Origin of the sequence: Patulibacter americanus DSM 16676, from assembly GCF_000420025.1 — a bacterium.
GTDB classification, from domain to species: Bacteria; Actinomycetota; Thermoleophilia; order Solirubrobacterales; family Solirubrobacteraceae; genus Patulibacter; species Patulibacter americanus.
This window is the reverse complement of the sequence record NZ_ATUD01000014.1, coordinates 21,228-43,379: the sequence shown is the minus strand read 5'-3', so window position 1 is coordinate 43,379 and position 22,152 is coordinate 21,228. Positions and strand designations below refer to the sequence as shown.

Below are 22,152 nucleotides of genomic sequence, written 5' to 3'. Positions count from 1 at the left end.
CATGGCTGAGACCCTGTACGGCAGCGAGACCCAGAAGGCCGTCGAGAACTTCCCGATCTCCGGCGAGCGCGTCCCGATCCAGGTGATCCGGTGGCAGGCGCGCATCAAGGGCGCCGCCGCCCAGGTCAACGCCGACCTCGGCAAGCTCGACCAGGGGATCGCCGACGCGATCAGCGAGGCCGCCGCGGCCATCGTCGCGGGGCAGCACGACGACCAGTTCCCGATCGACGTGTTCCAGACGGGCTCGGGCACGTCGACGAACATGAACGTCAACGAGGTCATCTCGGCGCTCACGGGGGAGAAGGCGCACCGCAACGACCACGTGAACATGGGGCAGTCGTCGAACGACACGTTCCCCTCCGCCGTCCACCTCGCCGCGCTGGACGAGGCGACGAACCGCCTGCTGCCCGCGCTCGCCCAGCTCGAGGCGTCGCTGCAGGCCAAGGCCGACGAGTTCGCCGACGTCGTCAAGGCCGGCCGCACGCACCTCATGGACGCGGTCCCCGTCACGCTCGGCCAGGAGTTCGCCGGCTACGCCGCGCAGCTCCGCCTGGGCCAGAAGCGCGTCGAGAACGCGCTGCCGCAGGTCGGCCAGATCCCGCTCGGCGGCACCGCCACGGGCACGGGCCTGAACACGCCGAAGGAGTTCGCCCCACAGGTCCGCGAGCGCCTGATCGCCGACTCGGGCCTCGACCTCATCTCCGGCCCGGAGGACGCGTTCGAGGCACAGGCCAACCGCGACGCGCTCGTCGAGCTCTCCGGCGCCCTGAAGTCCGTCGCCGTCTCGCTGACGAAGATCGCCCAGGACATCGCGCTCATGGGCTCGGGCCCGCGCGCCGGCATCGGCGAGCTGTTCCTGCCCGAGCTGCAGAAGGGCTCGTCGATCATGCCGGGCAAGGTCAACCCGGTCCTGCCCGAGGTCGTCCTGCAGGTCTCCGCGCAGGTCATCGGCAACGACACGGCGATCACGATCGGCGGCATGCAGGGCCAGTTCGAGCTCAACGTGCGCGTGCCGCTCATCGCCCGCAACCTGCTGCAGTCCATCCACCTGCTCTCCACGGCCAGCAAGGCGTTCGCGGAGAAGGCGATCGACGGCATCCGCGCCAACCAGGCGGGCACCGACGCGTCCGCCGGCGCGACGCTGGCCACGGCCACCGCGCTGAACGAGGCGATCGGCTACGACAAGGCGACGGAGATCGTGAAGAAGGCGACGGAGTCCGGCGAGCCGCTGCGCGACGTGGCGCTCGCGGAGGGCGTCGACGCCGACCTCTACGACCGCACGATCGACCTGCGGAAGATCGCCGCGGGCAACCAGGCGTAGGCCGGAGGGGGCGGGCGCTCGGCGCCCGCCCCCTCACGCCGAGGCGAGGAAGTCGCAGAGGGCCTCGCCGCAGCCCGTCTCCTCGTTCGCGTCCATCGCGAGCAGCAGGTAGGACAGCGCGAGCGCGGCGGGGAGCGGGTGCTCCAGGTCGGGGTCGACGTGGAGGGTGGCCCACGGGTTGCGCTGACCCAGGTCGGCGCGGACGCGCAGGGCCGGACGGCCTCCGTCCCAGGGGACGGCCGTCGCGCTGCGCGGGCCCTCGTCGCGGACCTTCAGCCTGTGGCGCCGACCGCCGACCTCGAGCGTGGGCACGGCCGCGGTGGCGACGACGAGCCCGCCGCTGCGGACCTCGACCCGGTCGCCCTTCGCGTACTGCAGCGTCCACTCGGTGCCGTCGGCCCCGGTGGCCTTCCCGGGCTTGCGGCGCCGGCGCCGCTTGCGGCGCGGCATGGTCAACGTCGCCAGCACGTCGCCGGCGTGGTCGGTCAGAGCGATCCGGCGGCGGTGCCTGCACCCCTTGACCTGGATGTTCCACCGGGCGGTCAGGTTCGCGCGCCGCATGGCGGCAGCGTAGACACCGTCTCGGCCCGGCGCGTGGCCGCTCAACCGCCGCCGCGGGCGCCCGGATCCACCAGCCCGTTGCGGAAGGCGAAGACGACCACCTGCACCCGGTCGCGCAGCCCGAGCTTGCCGAGGATCCGCCCGACGTGGGTCTTGACGGTCGCCTCCGTCAGGACGAGCCGGGAGGCGATCTCCGCGTTCGAGCGGCCCGCGGCGACCTCGAGCAGCACCTGCCGCTCGCGCGGCGTCAGGGCGGCCAGGTCCGGGTGCTCCGCCGGATCGTCCCCGGCCGGCAGCCGGTCGGCGAACGTCTCGAGCAGCCGCCGCGTCACCCGCGGGGCCACGACCGCGTCCCCCGCAGCCACGGAGCGCACCGCCCCGACGAGCTGCTCCGGCGGCACGTCCTTGAGGAGGAACCCGCTCGCTCCCGCGCGCAGGCCGGCGAACGCGTACTCGTCCAGGTCGAACGTGGTGAGGATCAGCACCCGCGAGCGCGGGGCCTCCGCCACGATCCGGCGGGTTGCCTCGATCCCGTCGGTCCGGGGCATCCGCACGTCCATCAGGACGACGTCGGGGTCCAGCCGCACGGCCGCGCGGACGGCCTCGTCGCCGTCGGCGGCCTCGCCCACCACGTCGATGTCGGGCTCGGCGGCCAGGACCATGCGGAACCCGGTGCGCAGCAGGGCCAGGTCGTCGGCCAGGACGACGCGCACGCGCCCCGCGCCGATCGGTCCCTCCACGCTCACCGCCCGGCCCCGTGCTCGTGGAGCGTCGCGTGGACGCGCCAGCCGGATCCCGACGGTCCGGCGGTCACCGTGCCGGCGTGCAGCGCGACCCGCTCGGCCATGCCCCGCAGCCCGAGGCCGTCCGCCGTTCCGCCGGCCGGTCCAGCCGTCGCGGGGACCGGCGTGGCAAGGGCGCCGTCGTCCTGCACCGTCACGTCGACCGCCCCACCCGTGCGCCGGACGCGCACCTCGGCCTGCGTCGCCGCCGGGGCGTGCTTGAGGACGTTCGTGAGCGCCTCCTGCACCACCCGGTGCACGGTGAGGGCCAGGCCGGCCGGGGGCGGCGCGCCGGGTCCCAGGTCCACGTCCAGCGTCACCCCGAGCCCCGCGGAGCGCACCGCCTCGACGAGCTCCGGCAGGTCGTCGAGCCCGGGCTGCGGGCGCAGCGGGCCGGCGGCGTCGTCGTCGGCGTGGAGGATGCCGAGCAGCCGCCGCATCTCGGCCAGCGCCTCGCGGCCCGTGCGCGAGACGTGGGCGATGGCGTCGCTCGCCGCCGCGGGGTCCCGGGCCAGGGTCGCCCGGGCCCCGTCGCTCAGGGCGACCATGACGGACAGGTTGTGCGCCACGACGTCGTGCATCTCGCGGGCGATCCTCGTCCGTTCGGCCCGGGCGGCGTCGGCCCGCGTGGCGGCGAGCATCCTCCGGCGCCCGCGGACGGCCAGGCCGAGCGCGACGGGCAGCGCCAGCAGCGACCCGAGGGCGATCGCCACCGCCGGGCCGGCGTCCGACGGTGTGGCCCACCGCGCCCCGGCGAGGACGAGCCCGAGCACGGAGATCCCGCACGCGAGGGCCACCGCCCCGCGGCGCGGCTCGTGGGCCACGACGGTGTAGAGCGCGACGAGCACGGCGAGGTCGCCGTAGAGCTCGGGACCCGCGAGCCACTGCGCGAACGCGACGGCCGCGATGACCAGGAACGCCGGGGTGGGCGCCGTGCGCCGCCACAGCAGGGGCAGGACGAGGGCGAGCTGCAGCGCCCACGCCCAGCCCGTCGCGCGCCAGGCCCCGCCGAGCTCGAGCACCGGCGGCGCGAGCTCGTCGCCCGGGTCGACGACCGCGGGGGTGGTGCTCACGAGGAGCACGACGAGCAGCAGCACGACGACCGCGGCGTCGCCGACCATCGGCCGGGCCGACCACGCCGCGGCGACGCGGCGGGGCAGGGCCCGCGGGTCTGCGACCGCCTGGTGCAGCGTGGTCGCCGGCATCGCGCGCAGCATAGGCGGCGCCCGCCTACGCATCCCGCCGGCGCAGGACGGCGGCGGCGCCCGCCGCCGTCAGGCCGACGTAGGCGCCGAGGACCGCCAGGGCGACGGGCCAGTCCAGGAGGGGGAACGCGCTGCGGGCGGGATGCACGGTCGCGAGAGCGTCCAGGGCCCTGCTCGGGAGGACCCGGTGCAGGCCATCGGAGAGGCCGGCGACCATCCCGGGGAGGACGAGCAGCACGGTGACCAGCAGGCCGATCGCCCCGGCGGTGCTGCGCAGGAGGAACCCGAGCGCCGTGCCGAGCGCGCAGACGCCGGTCAGCCCGACGCAGGCGCCCACCGCGGCGCGGACGAGCCCGTCGTCGCCCGCCGCGATCCGCAGCTCCGGCGGCAGCAGGGCGTTGCCGACGACCAGGGCCATGAGCGTGGAGGGCAGGAGGACGGCGAGGGTGACGGCCGCGGGCACCGCGAGCTTCGCAAGCAGCACGGGCACCCGGCGGGGCACGGCCGCGAGCGTCGTGGCGATCGTGCCGGACGCGTACTCCGAGGTGACCGTCAGGACCCCGAGCACACCCACGACGACCTGCACGAGGAACCACCCGGAGAGCAGGGCCTGGGCGGCGTCCATCTCGGCGCGTTCCGCGGGGGTGGCGCCGTCCCAGTCGCCCGCCAGGTCGACGGCACCGACGGCGGCGAAGAGCACCATGAACGCGCCGGCGGTGGCGACGGTGAGCACGGTCGAGCGCAGGGAGCGCAGCTTGCGCCACTCCGACCGCAGGACGAACGGGAGCGTCACGTCGCGCGGACGGACGGGGGCGGCAGCGGTGCTCATCGCACCACCATCCGATCGTCGGCGTCGGTGCGAGCGCCCGCGTGGTACTCGACGCTGTCGGCGGTGAGCGCCATGAACGCGTCCTCCAGGGTGGCGGTCAGCGGGGTCAGCTCGTGGATCGCCACGGCGGACGCCAGGGCCGCGTCGCCGACGGCGGGGGCGTCGACGCCGCGCACGACGAGCAGGCCGTCAGCCCCGGCGTGCACCTCGGCCCCGCGTTCCCGCAGACGCCTGCCGAGCCGGTCCGGGGCGGCGCAGCGCACGCGCGCACCGACCCCGGCGGCGTCACGGACGAGCGCGGCGACGGTCGTGTCCGCGATCAACCGGCCACGGCCGATGACCACCAGACGGTCGGCGGTCTGCGCCATCTCGCTCATGAGGTGGCTCGAGACGAGGACCGTCCGGCCGTCGGCCGCCAGCCCCCGCAGCAGCTCGCGGATCCACCGCACGCCCTCGGGGTCCAGCCCGTTCACCGGCTCGTCGAGCACGACGGTGCGGGGATCGCCGAGCAGCGCCGCCGCGATGCCGAGCCGCTGGCCCATGCCGAGCGAGAGCCGGCCGGCCCGGCGGCCGGCGACCTCGGACAGCCCCACCAGCTCGAGCACCTCGTCGACGCGCCGCGCCGGCAGGCCGTGGGTCGCGGCGAGCCACGAGAGGTGCGCCCGGGCCGTGCGCCCCGGGTGGACCGCCGACGCGTCGAGCAGCGCCCCGACCTCGTGCAGCGGCGCCGCGTGCTCCGCGTAGGGCCGCCCACCGACGGTGGCGCGCCCGGACGTCGGCCGGTCGAGGCCGAGGATCATCCGCATCGTGGTCGACTTGCCCGAGCCGTTCGGGCCGAGGAACCCGGTGACGACCCCGGGCTCGGCGCGGAAGCTGAGCCCGTCGACGGCGACGCGCTCGCCGTAGCGCTTGGTCAGGGACTGGACGTCGATCATGCCCCGACCGTAGGCGCGGGGTGGCGCCGCGTCGTCGGTCCAGGGAGGGGTCTTGACGGTCGCGCGTGCGACCTGAGGATGACGTGGCGGCTACCCGCGCGGTTGGCCTTGCGCCGGGACGGTCCCGGGGGTGGTCATGCGTGCGGCGTGATCAGCCCCCGAAGCTGCCGTTGTTTCCCGCCCACGAGCTGCCCTTGAGCTGCTCCGCGTCGAGGTGGAGCAGGAGGAACGCGATCACGAGGACCACGGCGCGGGGCTGGGGGAGCTCGCCGCGGTCGAACTCGAACACCACCCACGAGCGACCCTTCGGGCCGGGTGCGGCCGTCAGGAGCGTGCGGCCCGCGGGGCCGACGACCTTCGCCGTGCGGGCCCCGGTCCGGGAGACGGTGCAGCGCAGGCTCTTGCCGGCCACCGTGAGGGTCCCGTCGTCCAGCGTCGCGTACGTCCGGCCGTCCAGCCCGACGGCGACCGCGTCGATCCCGACCTCGGCCCGCCACTCCCGACCGTCGGGGTCGGTTGCCTCGGCGACCCGGTGGTCGTCCCGCCGGCTGCCGAGCTTCAGCGTCGAGAGCAGCTCGTCGTCGTCGCCGCGCAGCTCGATGACGGTTCGCAGTCGGCCTCGCGCGGTGACGGTCCAGCGGGTGGTCATGCGTGCAGCGTAGAGGGCCGCCAGCGCGACGCCGAGCCGCCCCATCAGCTCCGTCCGCCCGAGCGCCTCCGCATCGCGCCGCGTTCGCCGGGCCGACCACGTGCGGTGGATCCCGTAGACCGCCGCGCCCCGCAGGCCCCCGGCGGCCTCAGGGGCCGGTGCCCCACTCCCACGGGCGCACCAGCGACCAGAAGAGATCGCTGACCGAACCGCCCTCGGCGTCGGCTTCGTCGGTCAGCAGGGTGTAGGTGACGGCGAGCATCCCGGGGAGCGCCAGCGGACCCGCGCTCCCGGGTCGCAGGACGGCCCAGGGCCGGCGCCGCCGTCCGCTCTGCGCACGGACCTGCAACAGCGGTGTGCCCTCCGCCGCCCGGACGGACGCGCTGCGCAGCCCGTCGGGGTAGAGCACGAGGACGTACCGCCGGTCGCCGACCTGCAGCTCCCTGCCGCGGACGGCCGCGTGCACGACGCCGTCGCGCCGCACCGTCACGCCGTCGCCATCCTCGTCCCGCATCTCCCACGTGACGCCGTCGCGGTCCTCCGCGGTCCCCGCCTGCCGCCGCCGGGCACGCCGGCTCCCGGGCATGGTCAGCTCGGCGAGGGCCTCGTCGCCGCCGTCGGTCAGGACGATCCGGCGGCGCAGCCCGCCGCGGACCCAGAGGTGCAGCGGCGTCGCCGGGGTGGGCTCCGGCGACGATCCGGCTGCGGCGGTCCGCGGTGGCCGGGGGCGCGGGGCGGGCGGGACGTCGGTAGGCGTCACGCGCGCCGGGGCGTCGTCGTCATGGCGACAGCGTAAACGGGCACGACGGTCGCCGACCCCCGCTCGCGGCGCTACGCCTCGCGGGCGCCCGCGTCCCCGACGGTCGTCGCCCCCGCGGCCCGTGCCCGCTCCTCGGTCGCGGCGAGCGCGACGCCCAGCCGCCGCACCAGCTCCGTCCGCCCGAGCGCCTCGGCCTCGCGGCGCGTCCGCCGGGCCGACCACGTGCGGTGGATCCCGTAGACCACGGCGCCGCCGACGACCAGCACGCGAGCGATCGGGCCCAGGACGTCGAGGACATCGGACACCGCGTCGCCCAGCCACCGCAGCCATCCCGGGGCGCTGACGTCCGGGAGCGGGATCGTCGGCACGTCGACGCGCGGCGGCTCGACGCCGAGTGCGCCCAGGAGGGCCAGCAGCGCGTACACGAGGCCCGCCAGGACGGCCACGACCGGCAGGAGTACCAGGGCAGCGAGGAGCGGGCCGATCAGCGGCCACAGGAGTCGGCCGATACCGGCGGCGGCGTGGCGCCCGTCGTACAACGCCGGGTAGCGTCGCTCCACCCACGCCTCGAGGCGGCGCTGGCGCGCCCGCGCCCCGTCGACCGCGGTCCACGCCCACCGGGGGCCGCGCCGCCGGCCGATCCCCGCCGTCTCCCGGGCCCGGCGGGGCCCCCGCGCGTCCTCCGGGGGAGCGGGCCTGGGCGCGTCGACGTCGTGTGGGCGGGTCGCGTGCGGGCCGGGAGCACCGTCGGTCACGGCCGGGCACGCTAGCCGACCGCCCCGGTGTGAACGGCGTCGCCGGGACCGCTCCACCGTCGACGCCCGTCGCGGGCCCCGCCGACGACCCGCCGCGCGCGACCGACTAGCGTGGTGGGGGTGCCCGCGCCCCCGCCCTCCGACGCCCCGCCCCGCATCCGCCGCGTGACCCTCGCGACGGCCCGGATGGCGGACGAGCAGGCGTGGTGGACGGGGCGCCTCGGTCTGGCGACGGCGCCCGGCGCGCCCCAAGGCGGGTTCGCGGTGCGGGTCGGCGACGGGGTCCTGGCGTTCGAACCGGTGCCCGACGGCGCTCGGCTGCGAGGCGGGGCGACCGGGACCCCGAGCCACCACGTCGCGCTCGAGGTCGCCGAGGACCGGCTTGTGGAGGCGTCGGAGTGGCTCGCGCGGGCCTCGCCGCTGATCGCGCTGCAGGACGGCGAGACCATCGTCGACTTCCCCAACTGGGTCGCCCACTCCGTCTACGTCATGTCGCCCGCGGGCCACGTGGTCGAGCTGATCGCCCGCCACCGCCGCCCGTGGACGCCGCCGGGCGGCGAGGACGGCGCGCCCGTGCACGGCGCGGCCCTCGTGCGCGGCATCAGCGAGGTCGGCATCTGCACCCCCGACGTCGGCGCGCTCGTCGACCGGCTCGAGGCGCTCGGCGAGGAGCTGTGGTTCGGCGACCCGCAGACGGGGTTCGCCGCCGTGGGCGACGAGTCCGGCCTGCTGATCTGCGTCCGCGAGTGGCGCCCGTGGTTCCCGACGGACCACGCCGCGGCCCCCGGCCCCGTGACGATCGAGCTCTGCGGCGTGCCGGGCCTCGTGGTCGGCGAGCCGGTGCCCGTCGGCAGCGCGGCGGAGCTGCTCGCGGTGCCGGACGACGAGGACTGAGCCCCGCGCCCGCCCCGGCGGAGCGCTCGCTACTTCCCGGCGGTCGTCGCCGCGGTCGAGCCCGGCGCGCCCGCCGTCGCCTGCAGCAGCGCGTCGCGGACGACGGCCACGGAGGGCTTCGGGCGGCCGCCGTAGGTGAACAGGCCCTTCTGGTTCAGGCCGCGCACCAGGCGGATCGTGTCCCCGTAGGTGCGCCGGATGGAGCCGCCGAAGAACGTCGGCGCCACGCCGAAGTCGCGCAGGTTCCAGACGATCATCCCCGAGACCCGCGGGTTGGCCGCGTAGGCCTCGATCGTCGTCTTCAGCAGGTCGGCCTGGTAGCCGTAGCCGCCGGGCCGGTCCCGCGGGTTCTCGCCGTTGGCCTCGGCGCCGAACTCCGTCAGCACGAGGATCTTGCCCGCGTAGACCTTCGCCACCGCGTCGGTGAAGCGGGCGACGCTGTCACGCAGGACTGCCATGGGCCGCCCCGGCTCGCTGTACCAGCCCTGGTAGCTCGTGATGCCGATCGCGTCGACGTCGCGGTACACGGCGCCCATCCGGTCGGGCACCCGGGCGCCCCCGAGCGGGTCCTCGCGGGAGTACTCCACCGGCGTGGCCCACACGTCGAGCGCGAGGAGCTTGCCGGGGTCCTCCGCCTTGAGCTTCTTCGTCATCGCTCGCAGGTACGGGATCTGGCCCTGGCTGTTGCCGTTGCGGGCGATCTCGTTGACGAGGTTCCAGACCACGATGGACGGGTGCGACTGCGTCTCGTCGAGGGTGGTCTGCACCCGCTCGCGGGCGCTCCGGGCCTGCGCCGGCGTCTTGTTGGTCCAGGCGCCGGGCGAGTCCGTCGGCCCGATGCCCTGCCAGACGAGGATGCCGGCGGCGTCGAGGCGCTCGAGCAGCGCGGGGGCGAGCGGGTGCTGCGCGCGGGTGGCGTTGGCGCCGATTCGCTCGAGGTCCGCGACGAGCGCGTCCATCTGCCGCGCGTGCAGCCCCGTGCCGTAGCCCGGGGCGTCCTCGTGGAGCGACGCGCCGCGCAGCTCGATGCGCTTCCCGTTCAGGAAGACGTCCGTCCCGCGCTTCTCGATCTGCCGCAGCCCGACCCGGGTCTGGTAGGCGCTCTCGTTCGGCACGGACAGCGTCAGGTCGTAGAGGTGGGGCGAGCCGGGCGCCCAGAGCGCGGGGTCGTCGACGCTCACCGTCGCGGTGACGCGGGCGTCCTTCGCGGGCTCCAGGGTCACGGGCGCGAACGCGATCGGGATCTCCTGGCCGTCGCGGCGCAGCACGCCCTGCAACGGCACCTCGCGCGCGGCGGTGCCCGTGCGGTTGACGACGTCGGCGCTGACGGTGACGCGCGCCTTGCCGCCCTGCAGCACCGTCGTCACGTACGGGGAGCGGACCTCGCTGGGCCCGAGCCGGCGGAGCGTGACCTCGCGGTTGATGCCGCCGTAGTTGAACCACAGGCGGTGCCAGCCCTGCCGCTTCATCCGCTCGGGGTCGCGCCAGTCCGCGCGGACGACGAGCGTGTAGGTCCGGCCGGCCTCCAGGGTGGTGCGCGCCTCGAAGGGGAGGAACTCGCCGGTGTGCTTCGCCAGCTGCTTCCCGTCCAGCCACACCGTGGCGTGGTGGTTGACGGAGCCGAAGGCGACCGCGTACTGCCCGTCCTCGTCGACGCGGATCGTCCGCCGGTACCAGGCGACGGACCCGCGGTGGCTGACCACCCCGCGCGCGCCCGTGATCCGGGCGGCGTTGGGCACGTACGGCACGGTCACGGCCCGGCCACGGAACCCGCCCTGCTGCCAGCCGCGGCCGGTGCCCTGGGTCCGGGGGTCGTCGGCGACCGTCCACCCCGTCGACAGCGCGACGCGCCCGAACGGGCCGCCCAGCGTGACCGGGGTCCCCGGCGCGCCGGGGACGGGCTGTGCGGCGTGGGCGGCGGTCCCGGCTGGACGACCGCCGGGCAGCAGCAGCACCGCGGCCACCAGCCCGGCGGCGACGAGCAGCGCGGCGAGGATGAGCAGCGTACGGCGGGGCGCGAGCGACACGGGGAGGGAGCGCGACGGGGACGACCGCCGGTCGCGCGAAGGGGCGAGCCTAGCGGAGGTCCGAGGGGGTCGTGCCGGTCGGCGGACACCGTCTCGAGCCGCCACGCGCGCCGGACCTACTCGCGAGTCGGTCCGCGGCCGGTCGGCCCGGGAGCGCCGCGTCGGCGGGGTGCGTCGCGCAGGGCCGGTCGGGCGCTACGGTCGAGGGGTGCAGCACGGGCGACGACGGACGGCGGTGATCACTGCGGCGCTGCTCGCCGCGGTGGCGTCCGGCGTGTCCGCCGCGCCCGCCGGGGCGATCGAGCAGCTCCAGATCCGCGGGGCGGGCTTCGGCCACGGCGTCGGCATGAGCCAGTACGGCGCGCGCGGCATGGCGCTGCGTGGCGCCGACGCGAAGACGATCCTCGCGCACTACTACACGGGCACGGAGCTCTCGCGGCTGCCGCGGGCGCGCCGCGTGCGCGTGGCCCTGCAGTGGGGCCGGAGCGAGACGACCGTCTCCGGCGCGGGCTCCATCGGCGGCCTGAAGGTCTCGCCGGAGCGCTCCTACCGCCTGCTCCGCAGCGGCACCGGCGTCGAGGTGCGGCGGGTCGGCGCCTCCCGCGCGCTCGGGCGGGCGGGGACGGGCGTGCGGGTGCTCCCGGGCGGCGGCGGTGCCGTGCGCGTGGCGGGGCAGGCGGCCGACGGCGTGCAGGACGGCAGCTTCCGCGGGCGGCTCGACGTGCTCCCGGACGGCGACGGGATCGTCGTCGTCAACGACCTCGACCTCGAGGACTACCTGCGCGGCGTCGTGACGAAGGAGTCGCCGGCCTCGTGGCCCGCCGCGGCGCTGCAGGCCCAGGCGGTCGCCGCCCGCACCTACGCGATCACGAACGCCGTCGGCGGCCGCGCGTTCGACCAGTGGCCCGACACGCGCTCCCAGGTCTACGCCGGGATCTCGGGCGAGAGCGCCGCGGGTGACAAGGCGATCGCCGCCACCCGCGGACGCGTCGTCACCGTCGACCGCAAGCCCGTCACGACGTACTTCTTCTCCACGAGCGGCGGCCGCACGGAGGACGCGCGCAACGTCTTCCCCGACCCCGCGAAGCGCTCCTGGCTCGTCAGCGTGCCCGACCCGCACGAGCCCGACGCGGGCCTGCGGCGTTGGACCCGCACGTTCTCCACCCCCGGCGCGAACGACCGCACGGCACGGTTCGGCGTCGGCGCGCTGCGGCGGATCGAGGTCCTGCGCCGCGGCGACTCGCCCCGCGTCGTGCGCGCCCGCGTGGTCGGCACCCGCGGGGTGCGCCGCGTCTCGGGCGAGGCGCTGCAGCTCGCGTTCGACCTGCCCGACCGCTGGGCGTCCTTCGCCACCGTCTCGATCTCGCGCTGCCTGCCGGCCGGTCGCGGCGACGGGCGTGCGGCGACGGTCGGCGACGCGCGGGCGGACGCCGGTTCGGCGACGACCTCCGAGGCCGCCGCGGCCACCCCGGAACCGGGGACGGCCGCGACCGGACCGGGCGCGGCCACGGCGGGATCGGCCGCGGCCGGGCCGGGTGCGACGCCGGCGGGCGGCGCGGGACCGGCCGCCGCGGCCGAGGACCCCGCCACCGGGGCCCTGGCGATCGCCGAGCGCGGCACCCGGGACCTGGCGGCGCTGCTCTCGCAGGCCGGCGAGCGCGCGCCGGAGAAGGCCGCGAACGACTGCCGGCTCGTCGGCGGGATCCGTCCCGCACCCCGGGGCGGCGCCGCGCGCGTGCAACGCCGGGTCGACGGGCGCTGGCGCACCGTCCGCCGCGTCGCGCTCGACGGCGGTGGCGGCTTCGAGGTCGCCGTCCCCAGCGCCGGCCGGTGGCGGGTCGCCGCGGGCGGCTTCACGACGCCGTCCGTCGACGCGGGCTGAGCGGCCCGCCCCGGGCTCGGGTCGGTCGGACCTGCGCGCGCCGGCGACCCGCGCCCGGCCACCCGCCTTCCCGTCCACCCCCGTCCGCCGGTCGACCGACGCCACGAGCGACGGCGCGCCAGGTAGCGTCGGCCCACACGAGGCCGGAGGCTGGCATGGGGCAGGGCGGGACGTACGCGACGCTGGACGAGCAGACGGAGAGCCTGTCGCCGAAGGAGGAGCGCTTCGAGCGCGGCCGGCGCACGATCGGGCTGTTCCTCGGCCCGGCGCTCCTGCTGCTCTTCCTCGTGCTCCCCCTGGGACTCGAGCCGGAGCAGCAGCGGCTCGCGGCGGTCTTCCTCTTCGTCATCACCTGGTGGCTGACCGAGGCGATCCCGATCCCCGTCACCGCGTTCCTGGGGATGGCCCTGGCGATCGTGCTGAACGCGGTGCCGGCCGACGCCGAGGATCCCGCGGCGGATGTCGTCTTCGGCGCGTTCGCGTCGTCGACGATCTTCCTCTTCATCGGCGGCTTCATCATCGCCCAGGCGATGCGGGTCCACGGGCTCGACCGGCGGTTCGCGTTCGCGGTGCTGAGCCTGCCGGGCGTGGCGGGCTCGACCTACCGGACGATCATCGCCTTCGGCGTCATCTCCGCCCTGCTCTCGGCGTTCATCTCGAACACCGCGGCGGCCGCGATGCTGTTCCCGATCGGCATGGGGATCGTCGGGTCGCTGTCCAAGATGGTGGCCGAGCAGGCCGACGGCGACCGCGATCCGAACCGCCTGCGGTTCGGCACCGCGCTCATGCTGATGATCGCCTACGCCGCCTCGATCGGGGGGCTGCTGACGCCGATCGGCTCGCCGCCGAACCTCATCGGCCGCGAGTTCATCGAGCAGGCGACGGACCAGCGCATCACGTTCTTCGACTGGGTGGCCACGGCGGCGCCGATCGTGCTCGTGATGTTCCTCATCCTCAGCGTGTTGCTGATCGCGCTGAACCGGCCCGAGGTCCGGCGCATCGAGGGGGCCGAGGAGTACATCGCGGAGCAGCGGGCGGGGCTGGGGTCGATGTCGCGGGGCGAGCGCAACACGCTCGTCGCGTTCGGCGTGGCCGTCACGTTCTGGATCCTCCCGGGCATCATCGGGCTGGTCCTCGGGGACGACGCGAAGTTCTACGAGCAGGTCCTGGACCGCGCGGACGAGGGCGTGGTCGCGCTCGTCGCGGCGTCCCTGCTCTTCGTCCTGCCGGTGGACTGGAAGGCCCGCAAGTTCACGCTGAGCTGGAGCGAGGCCGTGCAGATCGACTGGGGCACGATCCTGCTCTTCGGCTCGGGCATCGCCCTCGGCGGCCTGCTCGCCGACACCGGGCTGGCCGAGGTGGTGGGCAGCAACCTCGCAGAGACGCTCGGCGTCTCGCAGCTGTTGACGATCACCCTGCTGGCGACGGTCGTCGCCGTGGTCATCTCCGAGACGACGTCGAACACCGCGAGCGTCTCCATCGTCGTCCCGATCGTCATCCCGATCGCGGCGTCGGCGGGTGTCGAGCCGCTGATCCCGGCGCTCGCCGCGGTCTTCGGCTCGTCCTACGGGTTCGCGCTGCCGGTGTCCACCCCGCCGAACGCCATCGTCTACGGCTCGGGCATGGTGCCGATCACGAAGATGGTGCGCTCCGGCCTCGTCTTCGACGTCATCGGCGCGGTGACGATCGTCGCGGGCGTCTCGCTGATGGCGGGGGTCGTCGGGCTGGTCTGAGCGGCGGCGCGCCACGTCCGACGCCGCGCCGGGGGAGGCGTACAGTCCCGGCGCGATGGCGACCCCCCGCACGCGGCACCCCCGGCACCACGCGGGGCTGGCGGCCCTGACCCTCGGGGCCCTCGGCGTCGTCTTCGGCGACATCGGGACGAGCCCCCTGTACGCGCTGCAGGCGGTCTTCGCGGCCGACGACGGGGCCGTGAAGCCGACGGAGGGCGACGTCTACGGGATCATCTCGCTGATCGTCTGGTCCGTCACGCTGATCGTCTCGATCAAGTTCGTGACGTTCATCATGCGGGCGGACAACGAGGGCGAGGGCGGCATCATGGCCCTCGTCGCGCTCGTCCGCCGCGCCGGGTTGCAGCGCCCGCGGGTGAAGGCGGCGCTGATCGTCGCCGGGCTCTTCGGCGTCGCGCTGTTCTACGGCGACGGCATGATCACGCCCGCGATCTCCGTGCTCTCCGCGGTCGAGGGCATCGAGGTCGCCGCCCCGGAGCTCGAGTCGGTCGTGCTCCCCTTCACCCTCGCGGTCCTGACCGGGCTGTTCGCCGTCCAGCGCTACGGGACGCACGTCATCGGCCGGGTCTTCGGGCCGATCATGGTGGTCTGGTTCGTGGTGCTGGCCGCGGCCGGGATCGGCCGGCTGGTCCACCACCCGGCGATCCTGCGGGCGCTCTCGCCGCACTACGCCGTGGAGTTCTTCGCGGGGCACCCGGGGATCGCGTTCATCGCGCTCGGGTCCGTGGTGCTCGCGGTGACGGGGGCCGAGGCGCTCTACGCCGACATGGGCCACTTCGGCCGGCGGCCCATCAGCCGCGCGTGGTTCTTCGTCGTCTTCCCGGCGCTCACCCTGAACTACATGGGCCAGGGCTCCCTGATCCTGGACGACCCGTCCGCGATCTCGAGCCCCTTCTACCTGCTGATGCCGGAGTGGGCGCGCGTGCCGATGGTGGTGCTCGCGACGATGGCGACGCTCATCGCCTCGCAGGCCGTGATCTCGGGGGCGTTCTCCGTCACCCGGCAGGCGGTGCAGCTCGGGTTCCTCCCGCGGCTGCAGGTCCGACACACGTCGGAGGAGGAGATCGGGCAGGTCTACGTGCCCGCGGTGAACTGGGCGCTGTTCGTCGCGGTCGTGGCGCTCGTGATCGGGTTCGGCAGCTCGGCGAAGCTCGCAACGGCCTACGGCATCGCCGTCACCGGCACGCTCCTCATCGACTCGATCCTCTTCCTCGTGGTCGTGCGCGTGCTGTGGAAGAAGCCGCTGTGGATGGTCGTCGCCGGGGTCCTGGGCTTCGTGACGGTCGACCTGCTGTTCCTCGCCGCGAACGTCACGAAGATCGCGCACGGGGGCTGGTTCCCGCTGCTCGTCGGCGCGATCGTGCTGCTCTTCCTGACCACGTGGGACCGGGGGCGCGAGGAGGTCACGGCCGCCCGCGTGCAGGCCGAGGGGCCGCTGCAGGAGTTCGTCGACGGGATGCACACCAAGGTGCCGCCCATCCCGCGCCAGCCCGGCGTCGCCGGTGTACCTCAACCCGTCGCGGGAGACGACGCCGCTGGCGCTGCGCGTGGCCGTCGACCGGATCAAGGCGATCCCGGAGGAGGTCGTGATCGTGACGATCGAGACCACCACCACGCCGCACGTCCCCGAGGCGGACCGGGTGCTCTTCGACCCCCTGGGCGCCGACCACGACGGCTACAGCCACATCACCCTGCGGTTCGGGTTCCAGGACCGCCCCGACGTGCCCGGCGCGCTCGCCCAGGCGCGCCGCACCCCGCCGGGCCTCGAGGTCGACTTCAACCCGTACCACGCCACCTACTTCCTCTCCCACATCACGATCGTCCCCGACCGCTCGCCGGGGATGGCCCGCTGGCGCAAGGCGCTGTTCGTCGCCATGGCCCGCAACGCCGCCAGTCCGGCGGACTACTTCGGGCTGCCCGCCGAGCGCGTGGTGACGCTCGGCTCGCGGATCGCGTTCTAGCGCAGGACGGTCAGCGCCCGGGTGGTGGTCCGGCTGCGGCGTCCGTCCGCGGCCGTGGCCTGCACCGTGATGCGGTAGCGGCCCGCAGCCCGCGGCAGGAACGTGCGCGGCAACGTCACCGTCCGCGTGCCGGCGTCCAGCTCACGGCGAATCGACCGCACGGGCACCGCGCGCGTGCACCGCTTCGCCTTGCGCGCGGCCTTCGCCGGCGCGACGCACCGGGTGCCCTTCCTGCGCCCGGTGCTCAGGCGGACGAGTCCGATCCGCACCGTCGCGTCCTGGTCGAGCCGCAGCTTCAGCCGCACGGCCTTGCCCGCGCGGGCGCGGGCGGGGGTGACGGAGACGGCGGCGAGCTTCGGCGCGACCGGTACCGGGGGTGGCAGCGGCGGACCGGGCGAGCCCACCCGGGGCGGCGCGAGGACGTCGATGCTCGTCGTCGTGAACGTCACGTCCGGCCCGACCGTGGTGCCGCGCGCGTTCGTGGCGACGAGCCGGGCGTGGTAGGTCGTCCGCGGCGCGAGGCCGTCCAGGGCGCCGGAGACGGTCACGGGTGCACCGCCGACCGGCAGGGTGCCCTCGGGCGTGGCGGACCCGTAGGCGGTCGTCGGGCCGTACTCGAAGCGGTGGGTCGTCGCGAGCCCTTCGGGGTCGACGGTGCCGACGAGGACGGCGGTCGTCGGGCCGACGGGCCCCAGGTTGGCGGTCCCGACGGCCGGGGCGACGGTCTGCTCGTCCGCGCCGATGTCGACGCCCCCGCCCAGCACCCGCGGAGTGAGCCCGCCGAAGGCGAAGGTGCCGGCCGTCTGGTCGTCCCGTCCGGCGTCGACCGTCGGTGAGCCGGCGACCTGCGAGAAGTCGCCGGCCTCGGGGTCGTTGAGGAGCGGGGGCGTGCTCTGGTTCCCGGCCGCGCTCGGAGCCGTGGCCCCGACGCTCGCCTCGACCTCTTCGGGCGGGAAGTTCGAGCCGGACGCGTCGATGGTCGCCGGGGCGTCGAACGCGTAGGCCCCGATCGAGACCCCCGATCCCTGGGCGATGACGTTGCGGAGGTGCAGCTGCACCGGGCGGTCCGCCGAGGATTGTGCGAAGACGGCCTCACCCTGGGCGGACCACGCGGTCACGTTCCGGAGCGTCGCGTCCGTCGGGCCGTACACGGACCCCAGCGCCGCCACGCCGCGTCCGTTCTCCCCGGACGCCCAGCAGACGGAGTTCTGGATCGTCTGCACGTTGCCCACGAAGCACGCGGTCGACGATCCCCGTGCTTCGGCCACGACGTCGTCGGCCACGCTGCCCGGGGCGAACGACAGCGACAGCGGGGTTTGCCCGTCTCCCGTGGTGATGACGTGCAGGTGGGAGACCCGTACCCCGCCGCCGTAGAACGCGAGGGCGTACGCGGCGCTGGAGTAGATGCGCGGGCGGGGTTGGCCGGGTAGGCCGTGAACGTCGAGGCCGGGGGCGTTGAACTGGCCGTCGAACGTCAGGGGCGCGGCGGCGGATCCGTAGTCGCCCGGCGCGACCACCACCTCGTCGCCGGCGGCCGCGCCGTCCAACGCGGTGAACAGCCGGCATGGCGTCGTGGCCTCGCAGGCCGACCCGGTCCCCCCGGGCGCAGCGTGCCGCACCGCCCCCGACGCCCCCGCCGGGACGAGGAGCGCACCACCGAGGACGATCAGCAGGATGCGGCGCATGGGCGCCATCATGCCAGCGGGCGGGCTCGCTGTATACGGCGTTCCTCGCCCGTGGGCCCGGGGGCGGCCGGCGTTGCCGCCTAGTTCGTGTGCTTGACCGTGATGACGTCGCCGTCCTGCATCACGTAGTCGCGGCCCTCGGTGCGCAGCGTGCCCTTGTCGCGCGCCTGGGAGTAGCCGCCCGCGTCGAGCAGCTCCTGCCAGCCGACGACGTCGGCGCGGACGAAGCCCTTCTGGATGTCCGTGTGGATCTCGCCGGCCGCGTGCCAGACCGTCAGGCCGCGCTTGAGGTGCCAGGACTGGCCGCGCACGCCGGAGCCGACGGTGAAGAACGTGATCAGGTCGAGCAGCTCGAAGGCGCCCTTGGCGATCCGCTGCAGCCCCGACTCGGCGAAGCCCATGTCCTCGCGCATCGCGGTGGCCTCCTCGTCGTCCATCTCGATCAGCTCCGCCTCGAGGCGCGAGGAGACCGCGACGGCGACGGCGCCCATCGCGGCGGCGTGCTCCGCGATCGCGGGCGGGACCTCGCCCGAGGCGTCGTTCTCGTCGACGTTGGCGACGAAGAGGACGGGCTTGGCCGTCAGGGGGGAGAGCGTCTTGACCACGTGCGGGTGGTCCTCGGGGGCGGCGACCATGCGCGCCGGCTTGCCCTCGTTCAGCGCGGCGATGACCTCCTCGAGCCACGCCTGCTCGGCCTTGGCCTCGGCGTCGCCGCCGCGGGCCATCTTCGTGACGCGCTCGAGCCGGCGCTCGGCCTGCTCGAGGTCGGCCATGAGCAGCTCGGTCTCGATCGTCTCGATGTCCCGGATCGGGTTCACCGAGCCGTCGGGATGGATGATGTTCGCGTCGTCGTGGGCACGGACGACGTGGACGATCGCGTCCGTCTCGCGGATGTTCGCCAGGAACTTGTTGCCCAGGCCCTCCCCCTTGTGCGCGCCGGCGACGAGACCCGCGATGTCGTGGAAGTCGATGTGGTCGAAGACGATCTCCGACGCGCCCATCTGCTCCGCGATCGCGACCATCCGGTCGTCGTGGACGGGCACCACCGCCACGTTGGGCTCGATCGTCGTGAAGGGGTAGTTCGCGGCCTCGGCCCCCGACTTGGTCAGGGCGTTGAAGAGGGACGACTTGCCCGCGTTGGGCATGCCGACGATGCCGATCTTCATGCGGCGGTTCCGTTCTCGGTGGTGGCCGCGGCGGTCGCGGCGACGGTGGCGGTGGCGACGGCCGCGGCGGTGGCGGCCTGCTCGACGGGACGGTCCTGGTTCCCGGCGGCCCGGCGGCGCTCGGCGACGCGGTGGCCGGCCCGGCGGACGGTCCCGCCGACGGCCCAGCCCAGGACGCCGCCGATGGCGATGTCGGTCGGGTAGTGCACGCCGAGGTGCACGCGCGAGACGGCCATCGCCGTCGCGGTCGCGTACAGCGGGCCCTTCGGCAGCAGGTGGGCGAACCCAGCCGCGGCGGCGAAGGAGGAGGCGGAGTGCGAGCTGGGGAAGCTCAGCTGCGTCGGGGTCGGGACGAGCGGCGGCAGGTCGCGCAGCTGCGGCCGCGGCCGGCGGGCGACCTGCTTGACCATCGTGTTGGCGACGTAGGACGCACCGATGGCGGCGACGCCGACGAGCCAGTCCTCGCGGCGATCGCGGTCGAGCGTGGCGCCGAGCGCACCGATCCCGAGCCACAGCGCGCCGTGCTCGCCCGAGCGGGAGAAGACGACGATGACGCGCGTCGCGCGCCGCGACCGGGCGGTCGAGCGGATGAGGCGCATGCCCGCCAGGTCGACGCGGGCGAAGGTCCGGCCGACGGGGCCGTGCAGGGCCCGCGCCATGAGGCTGCGGCGGGCGTCGACGGCCTCCCGGCGGAGGCGTGGGTCGGGGGTCAGGAACGACACCCCACGAGGGTACGGCCACGCCGGGACCCGTGCCGCGCCGGGGCCGTCGCCCCACGGCCGGTGTCGGCACGGGTCGACCGCCCCGGCCGCCCGGTCCCACCGCCCGATCGTCCGGCGTCGCGCTCGCCGCCTGCCGGTCGGGCAACATACGCGGCGTGCGCCTGGCCCTCGTCGTGAACCCCAAGTCCGGCGCCGGTCGTGACGCCGACGAGATCGCCGACCGGTTGCGGAAGCCCGGCCACGAGGTCGAGACCTTCACGCTCGACGACGTCGACGCCGCGGCCTCGTCCGGTGCGGACCGCGTCGTCGTCGCCGGCGGTGACGGATCGATCGGCACCGTCTTCGCCGCGTGCGCGAAGCACCACGCCACCCTCGCGATCCTCCCCGCGGGTACCGCGAACGACTTCGCCCGCGGCATGGGCATCCCCGCCGACTTCGACGCGGCGATCGCCCTGGCCGCCGACCCCGACGCGCGGGACCAGACGATCTGGGGCGCCACGCTCGACGGCCACCCGTTCGTCAACGTCGCCTCGATCGGCCTGGCGGTCGACGCCGCGAAGGAGGCCGCGCCGCTGAAGAAGCAGCTCGGCCCGATCGCCTACGCCATCGGCGCGCTGAAGGCCGGGATGAAGGGCACCCAGGTCCACACGCGCGTCAGCGTCGACGGCGAGCGGGTCTACGAGGGCGACGTGTGGCAGGCGCTCGTCGCGGCCTCCGGGTCCTTCGGCGGCGGCGTGCAGCTGCCGACGGCGGACGCCGAGACGAAGGAGATGGAGATCTTCGTGCTCGAGGCGGGCTCCCGTGCGTCGCTGATCCGCCGCGTGTGGGGCATGCGCCAGGGCGGCAACCGCGGCGGGACCCAGATCTTCCAGGGCCACGAGATCCACATCGACGTCGACCCGGACCTGCTCTGGAACGTCGACGGCGAGATCCTCGACCTCGGCGACGTCACCGCCGCGCCGCTCGGGCCCGTGCAGGTCGTGCTGCCAGCCGAGGTCGCGCAGGCCTGGTGGCGGAGGACCAAGTGACCGCCGTGCCGCCCGAGGACGACCACGACGGCGTCGTCGAGGAGCAGCCGCCGCTGGCGCCGCACCTGCGCGACCGGCCGGACCGTCCGCGGCCGGCCCGCGCGCACGCCCGCTCGCAGAGCCGCCTGCTGCTGCTCCTGATGTTCGGCGCGATCCCGATGGTCGTGGTGTTCGTCGTCGTGCTGAACTCGCTGAGCAGCGGGCCGCCGAAGCTCGACGCGCGCGGCTCCGGCGAGAGCCTGGAGCGCGTCACGCGGTACTGCAACTACACGGCCAGCGACGAGGTCTACGAGGCGTGCCTGACGCGGACGGACCCCCGCGTCCTCGCCCGCGAGCGCACGAACGCGGCCCGCTACGCGCGCGGCGAGCTCACGCGGTGCCTGGCGGACGCCGGGCCGCGCTGCACGATCCGCTGAGGCGCGGGCCGCTCGGGGCGGCGACGCGCCCAGGGTGGCCAGGGTGCGGCCGTGGGGCGGCGACGCGTGAGCGCCACCGCCCCGGGGGCGCTCAGAGCCCGAAGCCGACCTTCTGGTCGTCCTTCTCGACGCGCAGGAACACGACCTTGTCGAGGTTGAGGTGCACGTCGGCGTCCTCCGCCTCGACCTCGGTCCAGCCGCCGTTTGCGAGGTTCCCCCGCAGGGCGTCGAGCTGGGAGGCGGTGAGGCGGACGGTCAGCGGCGGGGCGCTGTCGAGGCCGATGGAGACGCGGAGCTGCTTGTCGTCGGACACGGGCTCTCCTGAGGGGTCGGTGGGGTGAGGCGGGAAGAGGGGGGGCTAGTGGTGCGCCGGCTCGGTGAGCTCGGTCAGCACCTTGCCGGTGGACTTCGGGTGGAGGAACGCCACGCGACTGTTGCGGATGCCGGTGCGCGGCTCCTCGTCGATCAGCACGACGCCGCGCTCCTTCAGCGTGGCGAGGGCCGAGACGATGTCCGTCGTCTGGTAGGCGACGTGGTGCAGGCCCGGGCCGTTCTTGGCGAGGAACTTGGCCACGCCCGTGTCCGGACCCAGCGGCGAGATCAGCTCGACGTGGTTCTCGCCGACGTCGAAGAGCACGGCCTCGACGCCCTGGGACTCGACCGTCTCGCGGTGCACGAGCTCGAACCCGAGGACGTCGCGGTGGTACGCGATCTGGTCGTCGAGGTCCTCGGGGGCGACGGCGATGCCCAGGTGGTCGATCCGGTCGAACATGGGCGCAGCCTATCTCGCACGCGACCCCGGCCCGCCCGCCCTGGGCGCCCA

Annotated in this window: 21 protein-coding genes and 1 pseudogene; 8 read left to right on the top strand and 14 right to left on the bottom strand. The window is 75.1% G+C overall.

What is annotated here, in order from left to right:
- The first annotated feature begins 1 nt into the window (after position 1).
- Positions 2-1,321 carry a class II fumarate hydratase gene (locus F593_RS0118315; RefSeq protein WP_022930199.1) on the top strand — a complete coding sequence of 440 codons (1,320 nt, stop codon included), beginning with the start codon at positions 2-4 and terminating at the stop codon, positions 1,319-1,321.
- 33 nt (positions 1,322-1,354) lie between these two features.
- Here the strand turns inward: F593_RS0118315 and F593_RS0118310 are convergent, their stop codons facing one another.
- From F593_RS0118310 to F593_RS0118275, 8 genes are all read right to left on the bottom strand, one after another.
- Positions 1,355-1,882 (bottom strand): hypothetical protein, encoded by a 528-nt coding sequence (locus F593_RS0118310; RefSeq protein WP_022930198.1) that lies wholly within the window; start codon positions 1,880-1,882, stop codon positions 1,355-1,357.
- 41 nt (positions 1,883-1,923) lie between these two features.
- Positions 1,924-2,628, bottom strand: a complete 705-nt coding sequence (locus F593_RS0118305) for a response regulator (RefSeq protein WP_022930197.1) — start codon at positions 2,626-2,628, stop codon at positions 1,924-1,926.
- Positions 2,625-3,869 carry a sensor histidine kinase gene (locus tag F593_RS0118300; protein ID WP_022930196.1) on the bottom strand — a complete coding sequence of 415 codons (1,245 nt, stop codon included), beginning with the start codon at positions 3,867-3,869 and terminating at the stop codon, positions 2,625-2,627. The genes F593_RS0118305 and F593_RS0118300 overlap by 4 nt, the downstream gene beginning before the upstream one ends.
- Before the next feature lie 25 nt (positions 3,870-3,894).
- A complete protein-coding gene (locus tag F593_RS26505; RefSeq protein WP_022930195.1) occupies positions 3,895-4,698 on the bottom strand; it encodes an ABC transporter permease in 804 nt (267 codons plus the stop codon).
- Positions 4,695-5,633: an ABC transporter ATP-binding protein gene (locus F593_RS0118290; protein ID WP_022930194.1), complete on the bottom strand. Its 939-nt coding sequence runs from the start codon at positions 5,631-5,633 to the stop codon at positions 4,695-4,697. Before F593_RS0118290 ends, F593_RS26505 begins: the two co-directional genes overlap by 4 nt.
- Before the next feature lie 151 nt (positions 5,634-5,784).
- Complete coding sequence (locus tag F593_RS0118285) at positions 5,785-6,282, bottom strand: hypothetical protein (RefSeq protein ID WP_022930193.1); 498 nt, start codon at positions 6,280-6,282, stop codon at positions 5,785-5,787.
- A gap of 148 nt (positions 6,283-6,430) precedes the next feature.
- A complete protein-coding gene (locus F593_RS0118280; RefSeq protein ID WP_022930192.1) occupies positions 6,431-7,042 on the bottom strand; it encodes a hypothetical protein in 612 nt (203 codons plus the stop codon).
- Between the two features lie 71 nt (positions 7,043-7,113).
- Positions 7,114-7,581, bottom strand: a complete 468-nt coding sequence (locus F593_RS0118275) for a hypothetical protein (protein ID WP_169449222.1) — start codon at positions 7,579-7,581, stop codon at positions 7,114-7,116.
- Between the two features lie 336 nt (positions 7,582-7,917).
- On the opposite strand from F593_RS0118275, the gene F593_RS0118270 reads away from it, so the two are divergent.
- Positions 7,918-8,691, top strand: coding sequence for a VOC family protein (locus tag F593_RS0118270; RefSeq protein WP_022930190.1), 774 nt, complete (start codon positions 7,918-7,920; stop codon positions 8,689-8,691).
- Between the two features lie 29 nt (positions 8,692-8,720).
- Here F593_RS0118270 and F593_RS0118265 read toward each other — a convergent pair whose 3' ends face one another.
- On the bottom strand, positions 8,721-10,718 hold the full coding sequence (locus F593_RS0118265; RefSeq protein WP_022930189.1) for a glycoside hydrolase family 2 protein: 1,998 nt from the start codon (positions 10,716-10,718) through the stop codon (positions 8,721-8,723).
- Between the two features lie 208 nt (positions 10,719-10,926).
- Between F593_RS0118265 and F593_RS0118260 the strand changes: the two genes are divergently transcribed.
- The 4 genes and pseudogenes from F593_RS0118260 to F593_RS31130 all read left to right on the top strand — a co-directional run bounded on the left by F593_RS0118260 (position 10,927) and on the right by F593_RS31130 (position 16,312).
- On the top strand, positions 10,927-12,600 hold the full coding sequence (locus tag F593_RS0118260) for a SpoIID/LytB domain-containing protein (RefSeq protein WP_157251959.1): 1,674 nt from the start codon (positions 10,927-10,929) through the stop codon (positions 12,598-12,600).
- Positions 12,601-12,755: 155 nt separating this feature from the next.
- On the top strand, positions 12,756-14,333 hold the full coding sequence (locus tag F593_RS26500; RefSeq protein WP_022930187.1) for an SLC13 family permease: 1,578 nt from the start codon (positions 12,756-12,758) through the stop codon (positions 14,331-14,333).
- 55 nt (positions 14,334-14,388) lie between these two features.
- Positions 14,389-15,741: pseudogene (locus F593_RS27455) on the top strand (potassium transporter Kup); the annotation flags it as partial.
- A gap of 112 nt (positions 15,742-15,853) precedes the next feature.
- Positions 15,854-16,312, top strand: coding sequence for a KUP/HAK/KT family potassium transporter (locus F593_RS31130; RefSeq protein ID WP_022930182.1), 459 nt, complete (start codon positions 15,854-15,856; stop codon positions 16,310-16,312).
- Here the strand turns inward: F593_RS31130 and F593_RS26490 are convergent.
- The 3 genes from F593_RS26490 to F593_RS28780 form a co-directional block, all read right to left on the bottom strand.
- A complete protein-coding gene (locus tag F593_RS26490; protein ID WP_022930181.1) occupies positions 16,309-17,997 on the bottom strand; it encodes a hypothetical protein in 1,689 nt (562 codons plus the stop codon). The two genes, F593_RS31130 and F593_RS26490, sit on opposite strands and share 4 nt — an antisense overlap.
- A gap of 80 nt (positions 17,998-18,077) precedes the next feature.
- Positions 18,078-19,163 (bottom strand): redox-regulated ATPase YchF, encoded by a 1,086-nt coding sequence (ychF, locus tag F593_RS0118220; RefSeq protein WP_022930180.1) that lies wholly within the window; start codon positions 19,161-19,163, stop codon positions 18,078-18,080.
- Positions 19,160-19,885 carry a phosphatase PAP2 family protein gene (locus tag F593_RS28780; RefSeq protein ID WP_022930179.1) on the bottom strand — a complete coding sequence of 242 codons (726 nt, stop codon included), beginning with the start codon at positions 19,883-19,885 and terminating at the stop codon, positions 19,160-19,162. The genes ychF and F593_RS28780 overlap by 4 nt, the downstream gene beginning before the upstream one ends.
- A 155-nt stretch (positions 19,886-20,040) precedes the next feature.
- Here F593_RS28780 and F593_RS0118210 point away from each other — a divergent pair, with 155 nt between their 5' ends.
- Positions 20,041-20,913 (top strand): diacylglycerol/lipid kinase family protein, encoded by an 873-nt coding sequence (locus F593_RS0118210; RefSeq protein WP_022930178.1) that lies wholly within the window; start codon positions 20,041-20,043, stop codon positions 20,911-20,913.
- Entirely contained in the window at positions 20,910-21,329 is a 420-nt protein-coding gene (locus tag F593_RS0118205) for a hypothetical protein (protein ID WP_022930177.1), read from the top strand. The genes F593_RS0118210 and F593_RS0118205 overlap by 4 nt, the downstream gene beginning before the upstream one ends.
- A 91-nt stretch (positions 21,330-21,420) precedes the next feature.
- Here F593_RS0118205 and F593_RS0118200 read toward each other — a convergent pair whose 3' ends face one another.
- Together F593_RS0118200 and mce are read right to left on the bottom strand one after the other, a co-directional pair.
- Complete coding sequence (locus F593_RS0118200; RefSeq protein WP_022930176.1) at positions 21,421-21,642, bottom strand: hypothetical protein; 222 nt, start codon at positions 21,640-21,642, stop codon at positions 21,421-21,423.
- Between the two features lie 45 nt (positions 21,643-21,687).
- The gene (mce, locus tag F593_RS0118195) at positions 21,688-22,101 is read right to left on the bottom strand and encodes a methylmalonyl-CoA epimerase (protein ID WP_022930175.1); all 414 of its coding nucleotides are present in this window, start codon (positions 22,099-22,101) and stop codon (positions 21,688-21,690) included.
- Between the last annotated feature and the right edge of the window lie 51 nt (positions 22,102-22,152).